The organism is Bacillota bacterium (genome assembly GCA_040754675.1).
In the GTDB taxonomy this organism is placed as follows: Bacteria; Bacillota; Limnochordia; order Limnochordales; family Geochordaceae; genus Geochorda.
Map to the genome: position 1 here is coordinate 1 of JBFMCJ010000017.1, position 20531 is coordinate 20531.

The 20531-nt window shown below is 67.1% G+C and carries 20 protein-coding genes; 7 read left to right on the forward strand and 13 right to left on the reverse strand.

The window, feature by feature from the left end:
- A partial coding sequence (locus AB1609_02090) for an MCP four helix bundle domain-containing protein (protein MEW6045261.1) occupies window positions 1–436 on the reverse strand: 436 nt, incomplete at its 3' end.
- A 119-nt stretch (window positions 437–555) separates the two neighbouring features.
- On the opposite strand from AB1609_02090, the gene glpX reads away from it, so the two are divergent.
- From glpX to AB1609_02105, 3 genes are all read left to right on the forward strand, one after another.
- Complete coding sequence (gene glpX, locus AB1609_02095; GenBank protein MEW6045262.1) at window positions 556–1575, forward strand: class II fructose-bisphosphatase; 1020 nt, start codon at window positions 556–558, stop codon at window positions 1573–1575.
- A gap of 130 nt (window positions 1576–1705) precedes the next feature.
- Window positions 1706–2578 carry a bifunctional methylenetetrahydrofolate dehydrogenase/methenyltetrahydrofolate cyclohydrolase FolD gene (gene folD / locus AB1609_02100; GenBank protein MEW6045263.1) on the forward strand — a complete coding sequence of 291 codons (873 nt, stop codon included), beginning with the start codon at window positions 1706–1708 and terminating at the stop codon, window positions 2576–2578.
- Window positions 2579–2684: 106 nt separating this feature from the next.
- A complete protein-coding gene (locus AB1609_02105; protein ID MEW6045264.1) occupies window positions 2685–2891 on the forward strand; it encodes a hypothetical protein in 207 nt (68 codons plus the stop codon).
- A gap of 20 nt (window positions 2892–2911) precedes the next feature.
- Here the strand turns inward: AB1609_02105 and AB1609_02110 are convergent, their stop codons facing one another.
- The 6 genes from AB1609_02110 to AB1609_02135 all read right to left on the reverse strand — a co-directional run bounded on the left by AB1609_02110 (window position 2912) and on the right by AB1609_02135 (window position 8196).
- The gene (locus AB1609_02110; GenBank protein ID MEW6045265.1) at window positions 2912–3244 is read right to left on the reverse strand and encodes a hypothetical protein; all 333 of its coding nucleotides are present in this window, start codon (window positions 3242–3244) and stop codon (window positions 2912–2914) included.
- 79 nt (window positions 3245–3323) lie between these two features.
- The gene (locus tag AB1609_02115; protein ID MEW6045266.1) at window positions 3324–4070 is read right to left on the reverse strand and encodes an ABC transporter ATP-binding protein; all 747 of its coding nucleotides are present in this window, start codon (window positions 4068–4070) and stop codon (window positions 3324–3326) included.
- Window positions 4067–4843, reverse strand: coding sequence for an ABC transporter ATP-binding protein (locus AB1609_02120; protein MEW6045267.1), 777 nt, complete (start codon window positions 4841–4843; stop codon window positions 4067–4069). The genes AB1609_02115 and AB1609_02120 overlap by 4 nt, the downstream gene beginning before the upstream one ends.
- Before the next feature lies 1 nt (window position 4844).
- The gene (locus AB1609_02125) at window positions 4845–6080 is read right to left on the reverse strand and encodes a branched-chain amino acid ABC transporter permease (GenBank protein MEW6045268.1); all 1236 of its coding nucleotides are present in this window, start codon (window positions 6078–6080) and stop codon (window positions 4845–4847) included.
- Between the two features lie 3 nt (window positions 6081–6083).
- On the reverse strand, window positions 6084–6977 hold the full coding sequence (locus AB1609_02130; protein ID MEW6045269.1) for a branched-chain amino acid ABC transporter permease: 894 nt from the start codon (window positions 6975–6977) through the stop codon (window positions 6084–6086).
- Between the two features lie 97 nt (window positions 6978–7074).
- A complete protein-coding gene (locus AB1609_02135; protein ID MEW6045270.1) occupies window positions 7075–8196 on the reverse strand; it encodes an ABC transporter substrate-binding protein in 1122 nt (373 codons plus the stop codon).
- Between the two features lie 216 nt (window positions 8197–8412).
- On the opposite strand from AB1609_02135, the gene AB1609_02140 reads away from it, so the two are divergent.
- A complete protein-coding gene (locus AB1609_02140; protein MEW6045271.1) occupies window positions 8413–9570 on the forward strand; it encodes a hypothetical protein in 1158 nt (385 codons plus the stop codon).
- A 59-nt stretch (window positions 9571–9629) separates the two neighbouring features.
- Complete coding sequence (locus tag AB1609_02145) at window positions 9630–10808, forward strand: carboxypeptidase-like regulatory domain-containing protein (protein MEW6045272.1); 1179 nt, start codon at window positions 9630–9632, stop codon at window positions 10806–10808.
- A gap of 7 nt (window positions 10809–10815) precedes the next feature.
- Here the strand turns inward: AB1609_02145 and AB1609_02150 are convergent, their stop codons facing one another.
- Window positions 10816–11757 (reverse strand): uroporphyrinogen decarboxylase family protein, encoded by a 942-nt coding sequence (locus tag AB1609_02150; protein MEW6045273.1) that lies wholly within the window; start codon window positions 11755–11757, stop codon window positions 10816–10818.
- Between the two features lie 181 nt (window positions 11758–11938).
- Between AB1609_02150 and AB1609_02155 the strand changes: the two genes are divergently transcribed.
- Together AB1609_02155 and AB1609_02160 are read left to right on the forward strand one after the other, a co-directional pair.
- Entirely contained in the window at window positions 11939–14008 is a 2070-nt protein-coding gene (locus AB1609_02155) for a hypothetical protein (protein ID MEW6045274.1), read from the forward strand.
- The gene (locus AB1609_02160) at window positions 13989–15785 is read left to right on the forward strand and encodes a DNA repair helicase XPB (protein ID MEW6045275.1); all 1797 of its coding nucleotides are present in this window, start codon (window positions 13989–13991) and stop codon (window positions 15783–15785) included. Before AB1609_02155 ends, AB1609_02160 begins: the two co-directional genes overlap by 20 nt.
- Window positions 15786–15870: 85 nt before the next feature.
- On the opposite strand, the gene AB1609_02165 is transcribed toward AB1609_02160, so the two are convergent.
- The 5 genes from AB1609_02165 to AB1609_02185 all read right to left on the reverse strand — a co-directional run.
- Entirely contained in the window at window positions 15871–17064 is a 1194-nt protein-coding gene (locus tag AB1609_02165) for a Xaa-Pro peptidase family protein (GenBank protein ID MEW6045276.1), read from the reverse strand.
- Window positions 17065–17084: 20 nt separating this feature from the next.
- Window positions 17085–17858, reverse strand: coding sequence for a glucose 1-dehydrogenase (locus AB1609_02170; GenBank protein ID MEW6045277.1), 774 nt, complete (start codon window positions 17856–17858; stop codon window positions 17085–17087).
- 83 nt (window positions 17859–17941) lie between these two features.
- Window positions 17942–18895 (reverse strand): sugar kinase, encoded by a 954-nt coding sequence (locus tag AB1609_02175; protein MEW6045278.1) that lies wholly within the window; start codon window positions 18893–18895, stop codon window positions 17942–17944.
- 54 nt (window positions 18896–18949) lie between these two features.
- Window positions 18950–19843 (reverse strand): fumarylacetoacetate hydrolase family protein, encoded by an 894-nt coding sequence (locus tag AB1609_02180; protein MEW6045279.1) that lies wholly within the window; start codon window positions 19841–19843, stop codon window positions 18950–18952.
- Window positions 19840–20531: IclR family transcriptional regulator (locus tag AB1609_02185; GenBank protein MEW6045280.1), on the reverse strand; the 692-nt coding region annotated here is incomplete at its 5' end. The genes AB1609_02185 and AB1609_02180, both read right to left, overlap by 4 nt.

A 20531-nucleotide genomic window follows, 5' to 3' on the forward strand; every position in this document is an offset into this window, starting at 1 on the left:
GGCTCTTCTGGATGACGTCCTCCTTCAGGACCTGATACGCCCTGTATACCTCCTGGACGTGGCGGATGCGCTCCCGGTCTTCTGCGTCGGCTCCCGCGTGGCTCGCCATGGCATCGAGGGTGGCGAGGAACTCCTGTTCGGCGGCATCCATCTCCGCCGCGAGCCGATCCATCACCCCCGAGTCCACCACCGCGGCGTGGGCCGATGTCAGCAAAGCGACCTGCTGGAAAGCCGCCTGGGCCCGCATCACCTGCTGCGCTCCCACGATGCTGTAGTCATAGACGGTACCCAAAGCTCGCTGCAGGCGCATCACGTTGTAGTAGCCTGCGGCTCCCACCGCCAGAAGGAAGATCGCAGGCACGACGGTGGTCAGCAACATCTTGAAGCGTAGACTGAGAGTAAGACGCACGGTCCCCCCGACCTCCTTCGATGGCATCCGACATCCTCCCGGGAGGTGAAACCGGGCTCAAGCCGAATGGTTCGTTGCTGTTCCCGCTCCACCTGGGTGAGGTCGCGGGAACAGGTGGTGGTGCGCGACGCGAGGAGGTATGCGGTATGCTGGATCGTGAACGGGAAGTGATGCTGGACTTTCTCCGGGTGACGGAGACGGCCGCGCTGCGAGCGGCGCCCTGGATGGGAAAGGGCAACAAGGAAGCGGCCGATGACGCCGCCGTGGACGGCATGCGTGGCATGCTTGACCTGGTACGGGTCAAGGGCACCGTCGTCATAGGCGAAGGCGAAAAGGACAAGGCTCCCATGCTCTATATCGGCGAGGAAGTCGGAACGGGAGAGGGGCCTGAAGTCGATATTGCGGTGGACCCCCTGGAGGGCACCCGGCTTGTGGCCAACGGGCTACCCAACGCGCTCTCGGTGCTGGTGGCCGCCGAACGCGGTGCCATCCAGAGGGTACCTTCCTTTTACATGGAAAAGGTCGCGGTGGGCCCGCAGGCGGCAGGCCACATCGACATCAACGCCCCGGTACGGGAGAACCTGCGGGTGGTTGCCGCCGTCCTTGGCAAGCGCGTCAGCGAGCTGACGGTGGTTATCCTGGACCGGCCCCGGCACGCCCGCCTCATCCAAGAGGTGCGGGAGGTAGGGGCCCGCATCAAGCTCATCTCCGACGGAGATGTGGCTGCCGGGATCGCGACGGCGCTGGAGGCCACCGGGGTCGACATGCTGCTCGGCATCGGCGGGGCTCCGGAAGGGGTGCTGACGGCGGCCGCGCTCAAGTGCCTCGGCGGGGAGCTTCAGTGTCGGCTCTGGTTCCAGAACCCTGAGGACGAGGCGCGAGCGGCCGCGGCGGGGTTCACCGACCCGAAGCGGGTCCACACGCAAGACGACCTGATCCGCACCGACCGCGTGATCTTCGCCGCCACAGGCGTCACCGACGGCGACCTGCTCAAGGGGGTGCGCTACACGGGCCAGACGGCCCGCACCCACTCCATTTTGATGCGCGGGCACACCAAGACGGTTCGCCTGATCGAGACCATCCACAACCTCGAGCACAAGACCCTGAGGTCCCGGCGTGGAAACCAGGAGATCGCGGCGCGCCCGGCCGCCGTCGAGGCATCCTGAAACAGGGCGGCTGCCGGCGAGGCCTCTCCAGTCCTCACCGCCCGACAGGAGACCGGGCGCCTTTCCTAGAAGCGGCCCCCACGGGCCGCCGCATCATCGTCGCGGCCCGGCGGCCCGGGGGAGGCAACTCATGACGCAAACGGCCAGCATTATCAACGGGAAAGCGCTGGCGGCTCAGGTCCGCCAGCGCCTGGCCCGGCGGGTGCAGCGCCTCCAGGAGCGAAACGGCGCCGTACCGGGCCTGGCAGTCATCCTGGTCGGGGACAACCCGGCGTCGGTGGTGTACGTGCGCAACAAGCGCCGGGCTTGCGAGGAGCTGGGCATCCGTTCGTGGGTGCACCACCTGCCCGCGGAAACCTCCGCCGGGGCACTCGGGGACCTGATCGACCGGCTCAACGACGACCCCGAAGTCCACGGGGTGCTGCTGCAGCTGCCGTTGCCGGGCCAGCTCCAAGCGGCGGCGTTCTTGTCCCGCATCGATCCCCAAAAGGACGTGGACGGCTTCCATCCAATGAACATGGGGCGCCTGCTCGAAGGCCGCCCGTACCTGGTGCCCTGCACGCCTGCCGGCATCCTGGAGCTCATCGACTCGACCGGGATCGAGCTTGAGGGCAAGCGCGCCGTGGTCGTGGGGCGCAGCAACATCGTGGGGAAGCCCACCGCGCTGTTGTTGCTATCGAGGCACGCCACCGTGACCATCTGCCACTCCCGCACCAAAAACCTGCCGGCCGTTTGCCGCGAGGCGGACGTGTTGGTGGCGGCCGTGGGCAAGGCGAGGATGGTCGGCGGCGACTGGATCAAGCCCGGCGCGGTCGTGATCGACGTGGGCATCAACCGCACCGAGGAGGGCCAGCTTGCCGGAGACGTGGATTTCGAAGCCGCCTCGCTCGTTGCCGGCCACATCACTCCGGTCCCTGGCGGGGTCGGCCCCATGACCGTAGCCATGCTGATGGAAAACACCGTAAAGGCGGCCGAGACCTTGCTGGGCGTGCCGGCGGGCTGAGAGGCAGGGGGCATCGCCCCCGGACCCGTTTTCGAGTCTAAAGGACGTCCCCCCGCATAGACTTCTACCAGGCGGGAGGCGCAAGCCCTCAGGCATGTGGGTGCAAATGGTATATGCGGCGGTGGTCGGCGTACTGCTCCTTTCGAACATCTGGATGCTGCGCGAGCTCGAGGCCCTGAAGCGCCAGCTGGACGCCTACCAGCGCGAGGTGGCTTCGCTCGACGACCGCGTCTGCCAGCTCATGTACAGCGTCGAGGCGGCCGAGGTGAGCGCCCAGGCCCGCTCCGCGGCACCCACCTCCGGCGGGCGCTGAGGGCTTGTGGCCCCGGTGCCTCACGCTCCCTCGAGCTGGGCCATGCGCCTCAGGCCCAGGACGACCTGCTCCACCGCGTCCGGCTCGCCGGAGAAGTTGACCTCGACGCGGTTGCTTCGGAACGCGCCGGTGAACTCCACTTCCTCGTGAAGCCGGGCTCGCCAGCCCTTGCCCGAAATCTCCGCCAGAACGCGTCGCCGGTCAGGCGCCGGCGTGCCGGTGTGATCCTCCGATAGCTCGCCGCCGAGCTTTTCTAGATACATGGCCACCATGCGCCAACCCACACCCCGGAGCACCACGGTCGGCGAATCCGCCTGGGCCATTCGTTCTGCACCAAGCGGCTTCCACTGCATCGGCGGCATCTTCCCCCCGTTGACCGTGGGCGCGTTGTTCGGTGGAGGTAGCCCAACTCCTGCCGGGAAACGTGGGCACTTACCGGGCCCGCTCGCCCAGGTAGGCCTGCCGTACGCTGGGGTGCTCCAGGAGTTCGGGGCCCGGCCCTTCCATGACGATCCGCCCGGTCTCCAGGACGTACGCGTACTCGGCCATGGAAAGCGCCATCCTCGCGTTTTGCTCGACCAGCAGGACCGTGGTGCCCTGCCGGTGGATGGCGACCAGGGCGTTCATCACTTCCCGGACGAGGAGCGGAGCGAGGCCCAGGGAGGGTTCGTCGAGGCACAACAGCCTCGGCCTTGACATCAGAGCGCGGCCAATGGCCAGCATTTGCTGCTCTCCGCCCGAGAGGGTGCCGGCTTTCTGGCTGCGGCGTTCTGCAAGGCGCGGGAAGAGGGCGTAGACCCGGTCGAGATCTGCACCAACCGCGCTTTCGGGCTGGGTGTAGGCGCCCATCGTCAGGTTCTCGTAGACGGTAAGGTTGGGGAAGACCCGGCGGCCCTCAGGGACCAGCGCGACGCCCTGGCCGACGATGCGGTGGGTTGGCCAGTTGCCGATCTCCTGGCCCTCCAGGCGGATGTTCCCGGAACGGCGGCGCACCAGCCCCATGATGGTGCGCAGCGTGGTGCTCTTGCCGGCCCCGTTGGCGCCGATGAGCGTCACCATCGAGGCCTTTGGCACGTGCAGCGAGACGCCCTTGAGGGCGTGGATGCCGCCGTAGAAAACGTGGAGCTGGTCGAGTTCCAGCATGGGGGGCTTTTGCCCGTCGTGCCCCGATCCGGTCATGTTGCGGGCTCCTCACCCAGGTAGGCTGCGATGACCCGGGGATCCTGTTGGATCTGCGCCGGGGTCCCCTGCGCGATGGCGATGCCGTAGTCCAGGGCGGTGATGCGCTCGCAGATGTTCATGACCATCTGCATGTGGTGCTCGATGAGCAGGATGGTCAGGTGGTAGCGCTCCCGGATGTCCTGGATGAACTCCATGAGCTGCCGCATCTCCTCGGGGTTCATGCCCGCTGCCGGCTCGTCGAGCAGCAGCAGCCTCGGCCGGGTGGCAAGGGCCCGGGCGATTTCGAGCCGCCGCTGCTGGCCGTAGGGAAGCGACTCGGCCGGTTCGGAGGCCAGGTGGGCGAGGCCGACGCTCTCCAGAAGCGCCGTGGCCTGTTGGTGCATCTCCTGCTCCTCACGGCGCCGCCCCCGGGTGGGAACGAACGCCGACAGCACGGAGGCCTTGCGCCTCACGTGCAGCCCGACCAGCACGTTGTCCAGGACGGAGAGCCCCCGGAACAGGCGGATGTTCTGGAACGTGCGGGCGATGCCGAGCGCCGTGATGCGGTACGGCGGCCACCCGTGAATGGGCTGCCCGTCGAACAGGATGGCCCCCGACGTCGGGGCATACTGCCCCGTGATCATGTTGAAGACCGTCGTCTTCCCGGCCCCGTTGGGGCCGATGAGCCCCAGCAGTTCGCCCTCGGCCACCGTCAGATCGAGGTCCTGGACGGCCACCAGCCCGCCAAAGCGGATGGTCAGATGTTCCAGCTTCAGGATGGCCCCTGCCACGTCAGCGCCCCCTGGGCCTGCGAACTTCGCCGGCGGGCCGGCCGGTGCCCCGCTGGAAAAGGCCGCCGAGCGCGGCCCCAAGCCGGTGCGCTGTCTCCCAGGCTGCCTGCCACGTGAACTCGCTGCGCCCGAACAGCCCCCGCCGGTAGAAGAGCATCAGGAAGATGAGCAAGAGCGAAAAGACCACCATGCGCATCCCCGGCACCCCGGGGATGTGAATGGGGCCAAGCCGCATGGGAGCCTCCACCGCCCGCAGCGCCTCCTGGAGCACGGCGTAGACGACGGCGGTGACCGCCGCGCCGGTGGTGCTCCCGAGGCCGCCCAAAACGATGATGATGAGCAGGTTGAAGGTCATCATGAACGTGAAAAGCGAGGGCGAGATGGTGGTCAAGAGCGCCGCCAGAAGCCCCCCGGCCACGCCGGCGAAAAAGGCGCTGACCACAAAGGCCAGGAGTTTGTGGGCAAACACGTTGATCCCCATGGTCTCGGCCGCGATCTCGTCCTCGCGGATGGCTTTGAGCGCCCGCCCGTACGTGGAATTGACCAGGTTCTGAACCGCCCACAAAGTGAAGACCGCTGCACCGCCCGTCCACCAAAGATTGGCGTACTCGGGAATGTCGCGGATGCCGAGCGGCCCGTTGGTGACCGAGATGAGATTGTTGGCCAGCACGAAGATGATCTCGCCGAAGCCAAACGTGGCGATGGCCAGGTAGTCGCCCCGGAGCCTGAGCGACGGGATCCCTACCACCAGTCCCCCAAGAGCTGCCATCACGCCGGCGAGGACGAGGGCACCCAGGAAGCCCAGGCTCATGGAGAGGAACGCGATCGCAGCACTCCCGGGAATCAGGCGCGACAGCGCTCCCTGCAGCACCTCCGGCAGCGAGAACTCCGACAGTGGCCAGATGAGAGGCTGAAGGAAGAAAACCTGCTCCTTGCGCGCCACCGGCAGCATCATGAGCGTGGTGAAAAAGCCCCCGATGGCCATGAAGCCGTTCGGCCCGAGCGAAAACTGGCCGGCGATGCCGTTCACCAGGTTGTAGCTGACCGCTGCCACCACGTAGATCAACGCGACGTTGAGGATGCGCCGGTAGTAGGGGCTGAAGTTGGGCCCCTCCATGTACGCAATGGCGACGGCGAACAGCGCCAGCGCGGCGAACGTCAGAAGCCGCCGGGTCCAAGGCGAAAGCGCACGGCCGGCGGGGCGCACTGCTGCAAGTCCGGTGGTCTCTTCAGCCAATGCTTACACTTTCTCCTTCAGTGGCTCGCCCAGAATGCCCGTCGGTCTCACCAAAAGGAAGAAGATGAGAAGCCCGAACACGAAAGCGTCCCGGTAGCCCGACAGGTGGGGAAGCAGCCCCACCGTCATGATCTCGACGATCCCGATGAGAAAGCCCCCGATCATCGCTCCCACGATATTCCCGATGCCGCCCACCACCGCCGCCGTGAACGCCTTCCAGCCCGGGTAGATCCCCATCAGCGGGTTGACCTGCGGGAACTGGAAGGACCACATGATGCCGCCCGCAGCGGCCAGTGCCGAACCCAGAGCGAACGTGTACGAGATCACCCGATCCACGTCGACGCCCATGAGTCTCGTCGTTTCAATGTCCCGGGAAAGAGCCCGCATGGCGGTGCCGATTCGCGTCCGGTAGACGAGCACCAGAAGAAGCAGCACGAGCGCGACGGTGAGCACAGGCACCCACAGCGTCACGCCGGGGATGCGAAACGGGCCAACAGAGTACGCCCGGGCCATGACGCCCGGCACCGGCATGCCCTTGGGCCGCCCGCCCAGCATGACAAGCCCCAGGTTTTCGATGAAAAACGAGACGCCTACCGCGGTGATGAGCGCCGAGATCCGGGGCTCATTGCGCAGTGGCCGGTAGGCTGCCCGGTCGATGGTGACGCCGACCAGGGCGGTGAACAGAGCGGCACCCGGTGCGGCAATCCACCACGGCAGGCGGAAGATGCCCACCAGGTAGAACGCCGTGTAAGCGCCGACCATGAAGACGTCGCCGTGAGCGAAATTGATCAGGCGGAGAATCCCGTAGACCATCGTGTAGCCGATGGCCAGAAGGCTGTACAGGCCCCCGAGGCTGATGCCGTTGAGCAGTTGCTGTACGACCACGTCGGCGGTGATGTTCACAACTTAACGGCTCGCTTTCTTTTCGAGGGCAGCCGGGCCGGGCCCCGGACGGCCCGGCTGCCTTGCATGCGATCCCTGGCGTTTGAGGGACCTACGGGTTCACGGTAGCCAGATACTGCCACTGGCCGTTGACCAGCTTGCGGATGACCACCGGCTTGATGGCGTCGCCACCCTGGATGGTGACGGAGCCGGTGGTCACCTCCAGGTTGTTCGTCTCGCGCATGGCTCTGGCAATGGCCGCAGGCTCCGCGGATCCGGCGCGCTCGATGGCGTCCAGGACGATCAACACCGAGTCAGCGGTCAGAGCGCCGAACGCGTTGGGATCCTTTCCGGTCACCTGGCGGAAGGTCTCAACGTACTTGCGCGCCAGCGGGTTGGTGAACGCCTTCTCGTGGTAGAAGCCGGTGTGCATCAGGCCCTCCACGGCGCTCCCGCCGATCTGGATCAGCTCCGGCGCGTCCGCACCGTCGCCCGCCAGGATGGGAACGTTGAGCCCCAGCCTGCGCGCCTGGACCGCGGCCAGGGCGATCTCGGTGTAGTAGTTGGGCATGTAGAGAAGCTCGGGGTTGGCAGCCCTGATGCCAGTCAGCTGCGCGCTGAAGTCCTGGTCGCCGGTCTTCAGGTACTGGGTGGCCACGACCTGCCCGCCGAGCTTGGTGAACTCCCGGGCAAAGAAGTTGCCGAGGCCGACAGCGTAGTCCTGGGCCACGTCAACCAGGAGCGCCGCCCGCCGCACGCCAAGCTGCTCGTACGCAAACCGGGCGGCAATCTGGCCCTGGAACGGGTCGATGAAGCACGCCCGGAAGACGTACTGCCGCCCCTGGGTGGTGAGCGGGTTGGTGGTGGACGGCCCGATGATCGGGACGTTGGCCTGCTCCGCCACGGGCCCGGCCGCCAGCATGGAGCCGGAAATCATGGGCCCAATGATGGCCACGACACGGTCCCGCTGGATCAGGCGCTGGGCGGCGTTGGCGCTCTCCACCCGGTCCGACTTGTTGTCGACCAGCACGAACTCCACCGGGCGTCCGAGGGCTTCAAGCTTCATCATCTTCTGCAGCACCTGAATGCCCTCGTAGCCCTGCTGGCCGTACGCCGCAACGGCGCCCGTCATCTCCAGGTTGAGACCGATCTTGATGGGCTCAGCAGCGCTCGCGGCCGCGGCACCGACAAGAAGCAGAACCCCTGCGATAAGCACAGAAACAGTACGCTTCATAGCCTGCCTGCTCGCCCCCCATTCTCGTGAAGACTTTTTGGGGCCCGGTGCTTGCCAGGGTTGGGTCAGATATACGCCGTGTCGAGAGAAATTCCTGGGTCGCAAGTCCTGCCCTGCGCCGGTAACAGGATCCCCGTAGAAGGGGAATCTACCGCGCCCTCCTAAATCCTCCTGCGCTGGCGCCGCAAGATCTAACGGGAGGCCACCTCCAGCCGGATGAAAGACGAAACGCGCACGTTCCGGCCACCGCGCAGGGCGGCCCGCCGCTACGAAGGATCGCGCCCCGGCGGGACGGTCAGGTGGGCGGCCGCGCTGGCCGTGTCGGTGTTGTTGGGAGCGGGCGTCACATCGGCGGCGGAAACCCGGCCGACCGTGCCTGAGATCTCGACCCAGGGAGTGGTGACGCTCCTGGCCCGGCGGTACGCCTGGATATGGAAAGTTCCTCCCGGCAAGCTCCGGGTGGAAGAGGTGCGCGCAAACAGCGACAGGGCCCGGTTGGTCTGGGTCTCCGGCGTGCCGCCGGACGGCGGCGATGGGCGCATCCAGCACGCCTTCGGGATGCTGGCCCGGGAGGCGGGGGGCGGTCGGGACCTGTTCACTGACCTGACACCCGTCATCGATACGGGCTACCCGGCGTACACGCTTGCCACCGTGGACCTGGTGCAGGGTGGGCCGCCCGCTTTCGCGGTGGGCGCTCCATCCGCCGTCGACAGGCCGAAGGCGTCCTTGTATCTCTTTGACCCGGCCCGTTCGGGTGCCGAAGGGAGCCGTGCTCGGCTGTTAGCCGTCAGCGCGGACCTGATCACGCTGGACAGGGACCAAAGCGGTGAGTTGCGGGTTCAGGCGGGTACGTACGACTTCGGGGAGACGCTGCCGGCCGTCTTGGAGGTTTCCGATTCGGCGCGACTCGACCCGCTGGGGCGGCCGGCCCGGGCGGTGGCCATGACCACCTACCGGTGGGACCCCGGCCGTTCCGCCTTCAGTGCGCTCCAGCGCGCGCCGGAGTTGACGCCGTTCGGGGTGGCCGAGGCGTTCGTGGCAGCAGCCCGCCGGGGCGACATGGAACAGGCGCTGGCGCTGACCACGGCCGAGTGGCGCCGGGTGATGGGCGTTGAAACGCCGGAACAGCTCAAGGCGTACCTGCAGGCGACCCGCCCTTACCTGCTGCTGTCCCCGGGGCCCTTCCGGTTCCTGGGGGGTACGGCGGGGCGCGAAGCGGCGTCCATCCTCTTCACGGACCCGAACGGCAGGATATACCGGATCCGCCTGCGGCTGGTCCAGGGGCAGGCGTCGGAGCTGATGGTGGTACCCGGCGCGGCGGTGCCGGAACTGCGCGGCCCGTGGCAGGTGGACGGCCTGGACGGTGGAAGCTAGTGGGGCGGGGTGAGTAGCGCCGCGGCCGCGAAAGAGCGCCGGGGGGAGCGTAGAGGCCATTGCATCGATTCCGGCAGGGACAGGCGGCAAAAAGGCGACCGGCAGCACGCCGGCGCGCGCTCGTTGCGTGGGTCTTCGTTTGGCTTGTGGCCGTACCGGCCTCCTCAGGGCTGGTGCTTGCGGCTCGGGCGGCGGGCCAGGGCACGCCCCAACAGCAGCCCGGGGCCCAGGAACCGGCGTGGCGCTTCACCGGGGCCGTGAAAGACCCGTACGGCATGGGGGTCAAGGGAGCCCGGGTGCGGGTGGTGCAGCTCAACCTTGCCACGGAGACCGCAACGGACGGCAGTTTTCAGTTCGAGGGGCGAGGCACCCCCGGCGTCGTCCAGGTGTCGGCCGAACGCCCGGGTTACTTGCCGCGCACCGTAAGCGTTACCATCGAGCCGGGCGGGCTCGTGCGGCGGGACATTGAGCTGGCCATCAATGGCGAGCACTTCCGCCAGGCCCTCGATGACGTCAAGCTGCGCCTGTACCGGGAGGGCGGGTACTCGCCCCTGGTCTGGTTCATACCAAGGCTGGGCCTGGTGGTGCGCTACACCCGCCCGGAGCTTCGAACATCCCAGGACCGGCTCTTCGACATGCTCTCCGCCGTGGTCATCGCCAAGGATGTCATGGCCCCGTTTCCCTATCTTCACGATACCGCCCAGCTGGTCGGCGAAACGGTGACCCCCAGCGAGCACCTGCTGCGCCGCTACCCGAGGGGGCCGCTCCTGGAAAGGGTAGGGCAGGGTTCGCTTGACCTCCAGAGCGCGCTGGCCTGGACCGAACGGTATTTTGAATTTTACCGCAACGGCAAGGGCCAGAACCGGGAGGTCCCTGGCTGGCAGGCCATCCAGCAGGCGCTCGACGCCGTGACCGCAGAACTCTTCGTGGAGCCAGGCGCCGGCGGCGTGTACGTGCCGGGGTACGGACTCGTCTTCAACGCGCTGCCGGCTCCCCAGTTCCCGCCCATCACGGCGCTGAGCGTGCTGGGCATGCTCCTGGCGGCCCGGGTGCCGGTGCCGGACGGGGAGCGGATCTTTGTGCAGATGGACGACCGCCAGGCCCTCTGGGCGCTGGAGGCCCCTGTTCAGACGCTGCGCAAGCTTGTTTCGGCCCAAAGCCAGGAGACCTTTCAACTGGACCTGGCAACCATCCAGGATCTGTACCTCCTGCGAAATGGCATGCCCTGGGGGCTGTGAGCGGCGCTCAAAGCCTGCACGCCTCGCGGGCCGCGACGATGAGGTCGGAGGGCGTTTCGGTCGGCACGGCGCACCCCGGCCCGACGAGTAGCCCCTGCGGGCCGGCCTCCCGGATGGCCTGCCGTACCTGCGCAGCCACCTCGGATGGCGTCCTACCGGTGAGGCCCACCTCGTCGACGCCGGCGATGAGCGCCCGCGTGGTGGCCCGGCGGGCCTGGGCCAGCGTGGGCGGCGAATGGTGCACCGACCAGTTGAAGGCGTGCGCCGGGTAGCCTTTGAAGACCGGTTCCCAGCGAAGCCGCTCGCCGTGCACGTGGACGACGTTGAAGTAGAAGCGGCCGGCCTTTGCGAGTTCGGCGGCGGCCTGCAGCACCGCCAGGTCGTGGGGGACGACCCACTCCTCAAACGTCCGGGAGTCCAGTTCGTCTTCTCCTGCGCCGTTCGTCGAGTAGAATATGCCCGAGGCGCCCGTATCGGCGACGGCCCGGAGGTACTCCTGCAGCGTTTCGGTGACGGATTCCAGAAAGTTTTTGAATAATGCCGGGCTAGCCTCCCAAATGTGCCGCATTCGGCTACGCAGCGTGCGGCGGGCCACGCCGAACGGGCTAAACACCGTCTCGATGAAGGGCGCTTGCTCTCCGATCCGGGCGCGGATCTCTCGCAGGCACCGCAACTGCTCGGCAAAGGGAAGGCTGTCCATTCCGAAACGGGTGAAGCGGCGCAGATCGTCTGCAGAACCCACCTCCGAAAGGCCCGGCGGCATCGGGTAGCGATAGTCGCTCATCACTTTGAGCCAGTCCAGGTCGTAGGCCTGGAAGAAATCGACGTGAATGGAAGCCGTCCTAGAACCGGGCAGATGCTGCGTTCCGAAATGGCACCATATGGAAAACGGGATCCGATCGGGCGTCCCCCCGGACAGAGCCCGCTGAACGCGTTCGGCCTTCGTCACAGGTCTTGTCTCCCCCTTGTCGTTTGCCGGGTGTGGTGTGGTATTCTCAATGGGTGGCTGAGGATCCTGGGATGTGTGCAAGCAGGCAGCCGAGCCTCCACACGGTGCGAACGCGGCGGCCGGTTCCCTGATACATGACAGAGGCCACGAACAAATGATATGTAAATGTGGGAGGATCCGAATGGAGTACAGGCAGCTGACCGGGAGTACACCGCCATCCCCCCTGGATGGGGAAGCATACCGGAAGCTCAGCCCACAGGCTCGAATGGCGCTGCTGACGCTGCTCTTTTCTCGGGCGAGCCTGCCCGCGCCGGAACTCGCGGGAATCGGGGCAGACCAGGCGCTCAACCGCGTCACCACCTTCGCCGGCAACCGCCAGAAGGCGCTGGCGGCACTCTGGGAGGCGCGCCGGGCCGGGCTTTTGGTGCTCGTGCGCGAGCGCCGCTACGATTTGTACCTGTTGCCCGACGAAAGCCGGGAGGCCCTCTGGTCCGTCGGGGCGCGAGAACTGCGGGCGCGCCGCCCCCCCATCACCTTCGTGGTGGAAAGCTCGTTCTCTCAGGAGCGCTTCGACCTGGCGGGTGTAGAGGCGGCGAGCGCCCTTCTGTACGACCTCGCTGCCCTCATCGCCTTCGTCCGCTCCGAAGAGGCGTCGCTCGGGCCGGGCGGGCACCTGCCCCGCAAGGCCCAGGCGCGCCTGATGGAGTACCTGTCGACCCGGGAGCCGCTGCCGCAGGACACCGGGCCGACCACCTCGCACCCTCCCCGGATGGGGTTCCTCCTCGAACTCGCCAGGCGGGCGGGGTTGGTTCAGGCTTCGCAGGGTGAGCCGGAGTTTCTGCAGGAAGGGCCGGTCGCAGCGGCGTGGCTGCAGGCGTCCCCAGGGCGCCGGCTGGCCAGGGTGATGGCCGCCTTCGCCACCCTGGTGGGCGGCTCGGAGGTGGATGGGCTCATCGCTCTGGACGCGGCCCGATGGATGGCAGCTCCCGGGCGGGGCGTCTGGGTCAAGGGGTTTGCCGAGGCCGTCAGCCACTTCGAAGACGAGCCCTTCCCGGCCTACCGGCTCGTTTCCCTCATCAAGACGCTGCAGAAGCTGTCGTGGCTGGGCGCCGTCTTCATGTGGAAGGCGCGGTGGAGCGAAGCGCCGCCCGAGTCCGACCAGGCCGGTAACGTCTCCATCAAGCCGGCGCCCAGCCAGCGCAAGGGGCTGCCGCCGCTGGCGGACGTAGCCTTCGGCCTCACGTCCATCGGCCAGGTTTTCTGGCAGGCGCTGAGCAGCCCGGGCGCCCTGCTCTCCGCGGCACGGCTCGAGGACGACGCCGAGGAAGAGGCGCGCCCGAGCCCGGCGGCCGCCGAACACGCCAACGGCCTCACCTCCGCAAGGGCCCCGTGGGGCAACGATGGGCCGGAGGCCCGCAGTAACCAGGTGCAGCTTTTCTGGTCGGGAGGCGATGCGGCCGACGGACAGAGCCATGGGCCACGACTCGACGAAAAGCTTTCCCGGGTGCTCCCGGCCGACGAGCCCTCCGCGTTCATCCAGCCGAACTTCGAGATCCTGGCGCCCCGCCACATGCGGCCCGACCGGCTCTCCCGCCTCATCGAACTCTCCCAGGTGACCCGCCCGGATCGGATGGTGCAACTCAAGCTCGACGTCGAACGCGCGGCGGCGTGCGTGCGTTCGGGGCGGTGGACTCCGGCCGAAGTGATCCGGCTGCTTGAGGAATCCTCCCGTCACGAGCTTCCTCAAAACGTCCACTTCACGCTGGCCGAGGCCCTCAAGCCCCTGGGCCGGGTGCAACTGATGGACGGGATCCTGGTGCGCGCCGACGAGAGCCCCGTGGCGGCGGCCATCCTTGAAAGTGCGAAGAGCCGCGCCATTCCCATCGAGCGCATCTCCCCGGAGGTTCTCTGGATAGAGCGGCGGCACGTGGGAGCGTTGCTTTCGGCTGCCGAGGCCAGCGGGTATCCGGTTCGGCCATGGGTGCGGGGCACCAGGGTGGCCTACCCCGCGCAGAGAGCCTCCGAGGTGGCCCAGGCGCTGGAGAACGCAGCGCGGCTGGCGGCGAAAGAGTCCGGGCAGCTCATTGAACGGCGCCCGCCGCCGTCGCTGGCTCGTGGCCGCAGGGACCTGAGCTACGTCCCGCCCGGCAATGAGCCCGAGCTGGTCGCGCCGGCGCTCTCGCGCCGGGGCGGGGCAGCAGGGTGGAGCGGGTCGGCTTCGGTATCGAGGAGTGACGAACTTGGGTTATAACCCGGCAAACCCGGTCATCGTTCAAAGTAATCACGAAATTCTGCTCGAAGTTGAAAACCCTCGATACGAGCAGGCGCGCAACGCGCTTGCGCGCTTTGCGGAGCTCGAGAAGAGCCCCGAGCACATCCACACGTACCGGATCACGCCGCTGTCGCTGTGGAACGCGGCGGCGTCGGGCATGTCGGCGGCCGAGGTGCTCGAACTGCTTGAACGCTTCAGCAAGTTCGACGTACCGCTGGCTGTTTTGCAGAGCATCGAAGACTACATGGGCCGCTACGGCCTGGTGAAGCTCCTGCCGGGGCCCAAGGCCGCCCGGCGAGGAGCTCGGGCGCACCTGGTGCTCGAGAGCGACGATGCAGCCATCATCGAGGAGATCGCGCACCACCCTCGCCTTCAGCCGTACCTCATCGAGCGGCTCAACGCGCATCGCCTCGCGGTGGACGCGCGCTTCCGCGGCCACGTCAAGCAGGCACTCGTGCACATCGGCTACCCCGTCGAGGACCTGGCCGGGTACGTCGAGGGAGCACCGCTAAAGGTGCGGCTGCGGGCCAGGGCCCGTTCGGGACGGCCGTTTGCGCTGCGCGATTACCAGAAGGAAGCCGTCGAGACGTTCTGGGCCGGCGGTTCGGAACGGGGCGGAAGCGGTGTCGTGGTGCTCCCCTGTGGAGCCGGCAAGACCGTCGTGGGGCTGGGGGTCATGGAGAAGGCAGCCACCCAGACCCTGATCCTGTCCACCAACGTGACGGCCGTGCGGCAGTGGATTGCCGAAATCCTGGACAAGACCACGCTTACCGAAGAGGAAGTGGGGGAGTACACCGGGGAAGCCAAGGCGATCAAACCGGTCACCATCGCCACCTACCAGATCCTGACCCACCGGGGCCCGCAGGACGAGGAGTACCCGCACTTCGCGCTTTTCAACAGCAGGGACTGGGGCCTGATCATCTACGACGAGGTGCACCTGCTGCCGGCCGACGTCTTCCGGATCACGGCCGAAATCCAGGCCCGGCGCCGGCTCGGCCTGACCGCCACCCTCATCCGGGAGGACGGGCGGGAGGCGGACGTGTTCAGCCTGATCGGGCCGAAGCGCTACGACGTGCCCTGGCGGGACCTGGAAAAGGAGCGGTGGATCGCGACGGCGGAGTGCTACGAGCTGCGCGTTCCGCTGGACGGCTCCGTGCGCATGGACTACGCGGTGGCAGAGGACCGCGAGAAGTTCCGCATTGCGTCGGAGAACCCCGCCAAGCTTCCGCTGGTGCGGGCGCTTTGCGACTACCACAGGAACGACCAGGTGCTGGTGGTCGGCCAGTATCTGTCTCAGCTAGAAGAGATCGCCCGCATGCTGGACGCTCCCATCATCACGGGCCGCACCAGCAACGCCGAACGGGACGAGCTTTACACCGCCTTCAAGCAGGGCCGGGTGAAGTGCCTGGTGGTCTCGAAAGTCGCCAACTTCGCGGTGGACCTGCCGGACGCCAGCGTGGCCATCCAGGTGTCCGGCACGTTCGGCTCGCGGCAGGAGGAAGCGCAGCGGCTCGGGCGCATCCTGCGGCCAAAGGCCGGGGACAACGTGGCGCGCTTTTACTCCCTGGTCACCGCCGACTCGAGCGAACAGCGCTTTGCCGCCAAGCGGCAGCTCTTCCTGACGGAGCAGGGCTATCGCTACGCGATCTACGCGGGATCCCGCGCCCTGGAGCTGCTCAAGTCCGGGCAAGGGCTGAGCGTGAACGGCGAGGCCCCCACGCTCGCCCTGACGCCCGCGCGGCGCCATGGCCCATAGGCTCGACGAACGCCCCTGGTGGTAAAGAGGGGGCGCCCGCCCGGCAGGCGCCCCCGGCCATGGAGCTTCTCTCCCGGATGTTCCTTCAATTCGTACCGGAGAGCACCTGGCAGCCCTGCTGGGTAACGACGACGTTATCCTCCAGGCGGATCCCTCCGAAATCGGGCGCGTAGATCCCGGGTTCTACGCTGGTCACCATGCCAGGCTCCAGCACGTCGTTCGAGCCCGGGCAGAGCTGGGGATACCGTTCATGATAGCGCAAGCCAAGCCCATGCCCGGTGATGTGGACGAACGCGTCTTCCAGCCCGTGGCGCTTCAACGCGTCCCGTGCCGCGCGGTCGACCTGGTCTCCCGTCGCGCCGGGCCGGATGGCGGAAAGGGCCGCCTTCTGCGCCTCTCGGACGACGGAGAGGAGCTCCTGCTGGCGCGCTGAGGGCTGCCCCGCCACGGCCATGCGCGTGATGTCGCAGTAATAGCCGTCCGCCACGACGCACAGCTCCAGCATCACCAGCTCGCCGGGTTGGATGCGGCGCGTGGTGTTGGGGGCGTAGCCCCAGCCCACCTCGTGCAGGCGGGCCGTACCAGAGAAGATGAGGGCCTGGGCACGGGCGTGAATCGCGCCCCTGTACCCTGTTCCGTGGAGCATGACCGCGTGCTCCACGGCCGCGGCGAGTTCGTGCTCCGCGATGCCCGGGCGCGCTTCGCGCACGAAGGCACCGACTCCGAACTGCGCGATCTCGTTGGCCACCCGTATGCGTTCGAGTTCATCGGCCGTCTTCCGGGCGCGAAGCCGCATGAGCAATTCGGTGGCGTCGACGACCTGCAGCCCGGCATCCTGCAGCATGCGGTGGGCTGGCGCCGCAACCCCCCACGGCTCCAGAACCTTCTGCGTCGGAGCGATGTCCTCGAAAGCCATCTCGCTACCGACGCGCTTTCCCGCCAGGCCGTGACTTGCGGCGAAGTCCGCGATGAGGCGTGCGAGAGAAGCCTCGGGGGCGGGATCCTGTAGCTTCCAGACCCTGAAGGTGCGGATATCCTTCACGAAGGCGCGCTCCAGCGCCTGGCGTTCCATGTCCGGGGCCAGCAGCACCGGCTCGCCGTCGTCGGGCAGGATAACCGCCGAGCGCCCGATGACCGGCCAGTAACCCGAAAGCATGACGATGTTCTCAGGTAACCTACACACAAGCGCTTTCAGACCCTCACTGCGCATCGCGGCCCGAGCCTGCTCGAGCCTCTCGACAGAGCCACTTTTGACCGCGGGTGTCCCGGTGCCGGCCATGTACTTTCCACCTCCGGTACTCACCACTGCTCAAGCTGGGCCGTGAGGCCCGAGTCCACGAACAGAGAGGTGCCGGTCACGAACGAGGCTTCGTCGCTAGCCAGATAGGCGACCGCGTGGCCGACATCCTCCGGGGTGCCGAGGCGCCGGAGCAGCTGGCGTTCGCTCACCCGTTTGCGCATCTCTTCGTAGTCGCCTGATTCCCTGAAGATCCGCTGGATGAGAGGAGTATCGATCCATCCGGGACACACGGCGTTAACCCGGACATTGTCGGCCGCGTAATCGATGGCCATCACCCTCGTCAGTGCGACCACGCCCCCTTTGCTTGCCGCGTAAGGAGCGGTGCCGCCGACGTTCTGGTAGGCGTGCACCGAGGCGATGTTGACGATGGCCCCGTGCCTGCTTGTCCGCAGGTAGGGGAGCGCGTACTTTGAGCAGAGGAACACCCCGGTAAGGTTGACGGCAAGGCAGCGATTCCAGGCCTCCAGCGTCGTCTCGTGGACGGGAGTGTAGACGCCGATCCCGGCGTTGTTGACCAGTATGTCGATGCAGCCGAAACGCTCGACGGTGAGCTCGATCAACCGCCTGACCTGGGTTTCCTGGCTCACGTCGCAGGCGACGAACATGGCCTGGCCGCCTGCCTTCTCGATGGCCTCCGCCGTCTTGCGCCCCTCGCTTTCATCGATGTCCGCGACGACGACGCGGGCACCCTCACGGGAGAGGACCGTCGCGATTCCCTTTCCGATACCCATGGCTGCCCCCGTGACGATCGCAACCCGATCCTTGAGCCGCAAAGTAAAGGCCTCCTTTCGCCAGATCCTCCCGGCGCCTTCCGGCTCCGGTGGAGCCACGTCCTTCCTGCACCGGCCTGACGGAACTAGCGCCAGGCAGAGCGGTCCCCGCTTATCAGCGCCTGGGCCTCAACCGGGCCGATCCACGGGACGTCGCCGAAAAACGTGTGCTTTAGCGCCGCCAGCGCCATTCCGTACTGCAGCCCGGCGCCTACGTCACCTTGTAGGTAGCCGTGCAGAAAGCCCGCTGCAAACGCGTCGCCGGAACCCACGCGGTCCAGGGCCTCGATGGGGTACCCCTCGGCCTCGAAGGACTTCTCCGACGTCACCGCCGCACACCGGTCGCCGCTGGTCACCACCGCCACGTCGCAGGGGAACAGGTGCTTCAGGCGAGAGGCGGCCTGCGCTGCCGGCCCGGCGACACCGAAAAGGGTAGAGGCGTCATCGGCCGTGCAGAAGAGCACCGACAGGCCTGCCGCCAGAAGCTCCGAGATGGTGTGGGCGGCCCGCTCCGAAGGCCACAGCCGGCTCCTGTAGTTGACGTCGAACGAGATGAGCGCTCCCCGGCGCCGGGCCCGCGCGAGGGCTTCTGCCACCACCGCCTGGCAATTGGGACTCAGCGCGGGGGTTATCCCGGTCAGGTGGATGGCCCGGGCGCTTTCCACGTATTCCCAGTCCACGTCCTCCACACCCAGCTGCGAAGCTGCGGAGCCGGACCGGTCGTAGATGACCCTACCGGTTCGAGGCTTGAGGGGAAGTTCGAGGTAATAGGATCCAGTCTTACCCGCCGGCACCCAGACGACCCGCGACGTGTCCACCCCGTGAGCGCGGATGTCGTGGGCGATGCGCCGCCCCAGCGCGTCGTTGACGAGTTTGGACACCCAGCCGGTGCGGTGGCCGAAGCGGCTCAACATGACGGCGACGTTGGACTCGGCTCCCGCGGTGTGCACCAGGAAGTGGGGAGCATTTTCCAGGCCAAAGCCCGGTGGGGCCGTGAGCCGCAGCATGGTTTCGCCGATGGTGACAAGTTCCAGAGACATACGCTTTCGTCCCCGTCTGGCCCCGGCGACCGGTAAGGCGTCGGCCGGGCATGCTCATCCGGACCTGCCCCACAGCAACCGGGCGTAGGAAGCGTCCACGGGCCTGCCGACGACGGGATTGCGTAGCACCCCAATGCCCTCCACTTCGGCCTCGATGACGTCGCCCGGGGCGATGGGGCCCGCTGGAGGAGACGCCGACGTTACGATGTCTCCCGGGTGCAGCGTCATGAACGTGCTGACGAACGCGAGCAGCACGTTGAAGGGCCGGTGCATGGCCGCGGTGGTGGAACGCGCCTGTTCCTGCCCGTTGCGCCGGCGTACCATCGTGACATTGGTGATGTCGATCTCGTCGCGCGTGACGATCCAGGGCCCCATGGGCGCAAAGGTGTCGCAGTTCTTCGCCCACTGCTGGTACTCGCGGGTGAGCAGTTCCAGGTCGTGGAGCACGATGTCATCGAAGATGGTGTAGCCAAAAACGGCGTCCCAGGCTGTCTCGGGGGAGAGGGTGCGGCTGGTCTTGCCTATGACCGCAGCAACCTCGAACTCGTGATAAACCTCGCCGTAGCCCAAAGGGATCTCGATGGGGTGATCGGGCCCGACCACGGCCGAGGGAGACTTGAGGAAGACCTGAGGGACCGCTAGGTATTCCAGTCCCAGGAGTTTCCGGTAGTCCTCGAAGTTGAGACCGACGCAGAGGATCTTTGGCGGGTCGGGTATGGGCGCCAGCAACCGCACCTCCGCAAGACGTAGGCGGTGGATGGCTTCCTTGCCTGCCAGGACGAGGTCATTGAGGCGCTGCGCCGTACCCCCGTGTTGAAGAAACGAGCGTACGCTTCCGGCCCCCGGGTCTCCCCGGGCGGCCAGCCAGTAGGCCACATCCAGCACGGTGTCGCCTTCAACCACACCCCAGCCGACCCTACCGGAATGTTCGAAGGTTGCGACCCTCACAGCCGGTGCCTCCTTCCGACGCGGTAAACCTGCCAAGGTGCCCGGGGCTGATGCGAGTTCTGGGCCGCGACAGGGGGTGCCGTGCCAGCCTGATAGCCCAGCGCCGCAGAGATCCGGTGCGCGCCGTCCCGCACCAGGCTGATCAGTTCCTCAAACCGGGCGCTGCCCACCTCCACCGCCACGGCGGCTACGCTCACGGCCGCCAGGGCCTTTCCCATGTGGTCAAAGACCGGGGCAGCGGCGCATCGTACCAGTTCCTCGTGCTCGCCTGCATCCACCGCGTATCCCTGGAGGCGCACCCGGGCGAGGTGTTCCCGGAGCGCGTGAGCCGAAGTGATGGTGCGGGAGGTGTACGCCCGCAGTCCCTTGCGGTCGATGACTCGCTGCAGCTCACCGTCCGGCAGGTGGGCCAGCAGCACCTTGCCGAGGCCGGTGCAGTGAGCCGGGGCCCGCCGGCCGACCTCCGAGTACATACGGAGCTTGTTGCGGCTTTCAATCTTGTCGATATAGACGACGTCGCCCTCGTCAAGGATGGCCAGGTGCACCGTTTCGCCGCACGCCGAGTGAATTGACTCGAGAACGGGCCTTGCAACCTTTCGTAGCTCCGCCGTCGCCACCACGAGGCTTCCCAGCTCGAAAAGACCCAGCCCCAGCTGATAGCGCCCCGTCTGGGCGTCCCACTCGATGA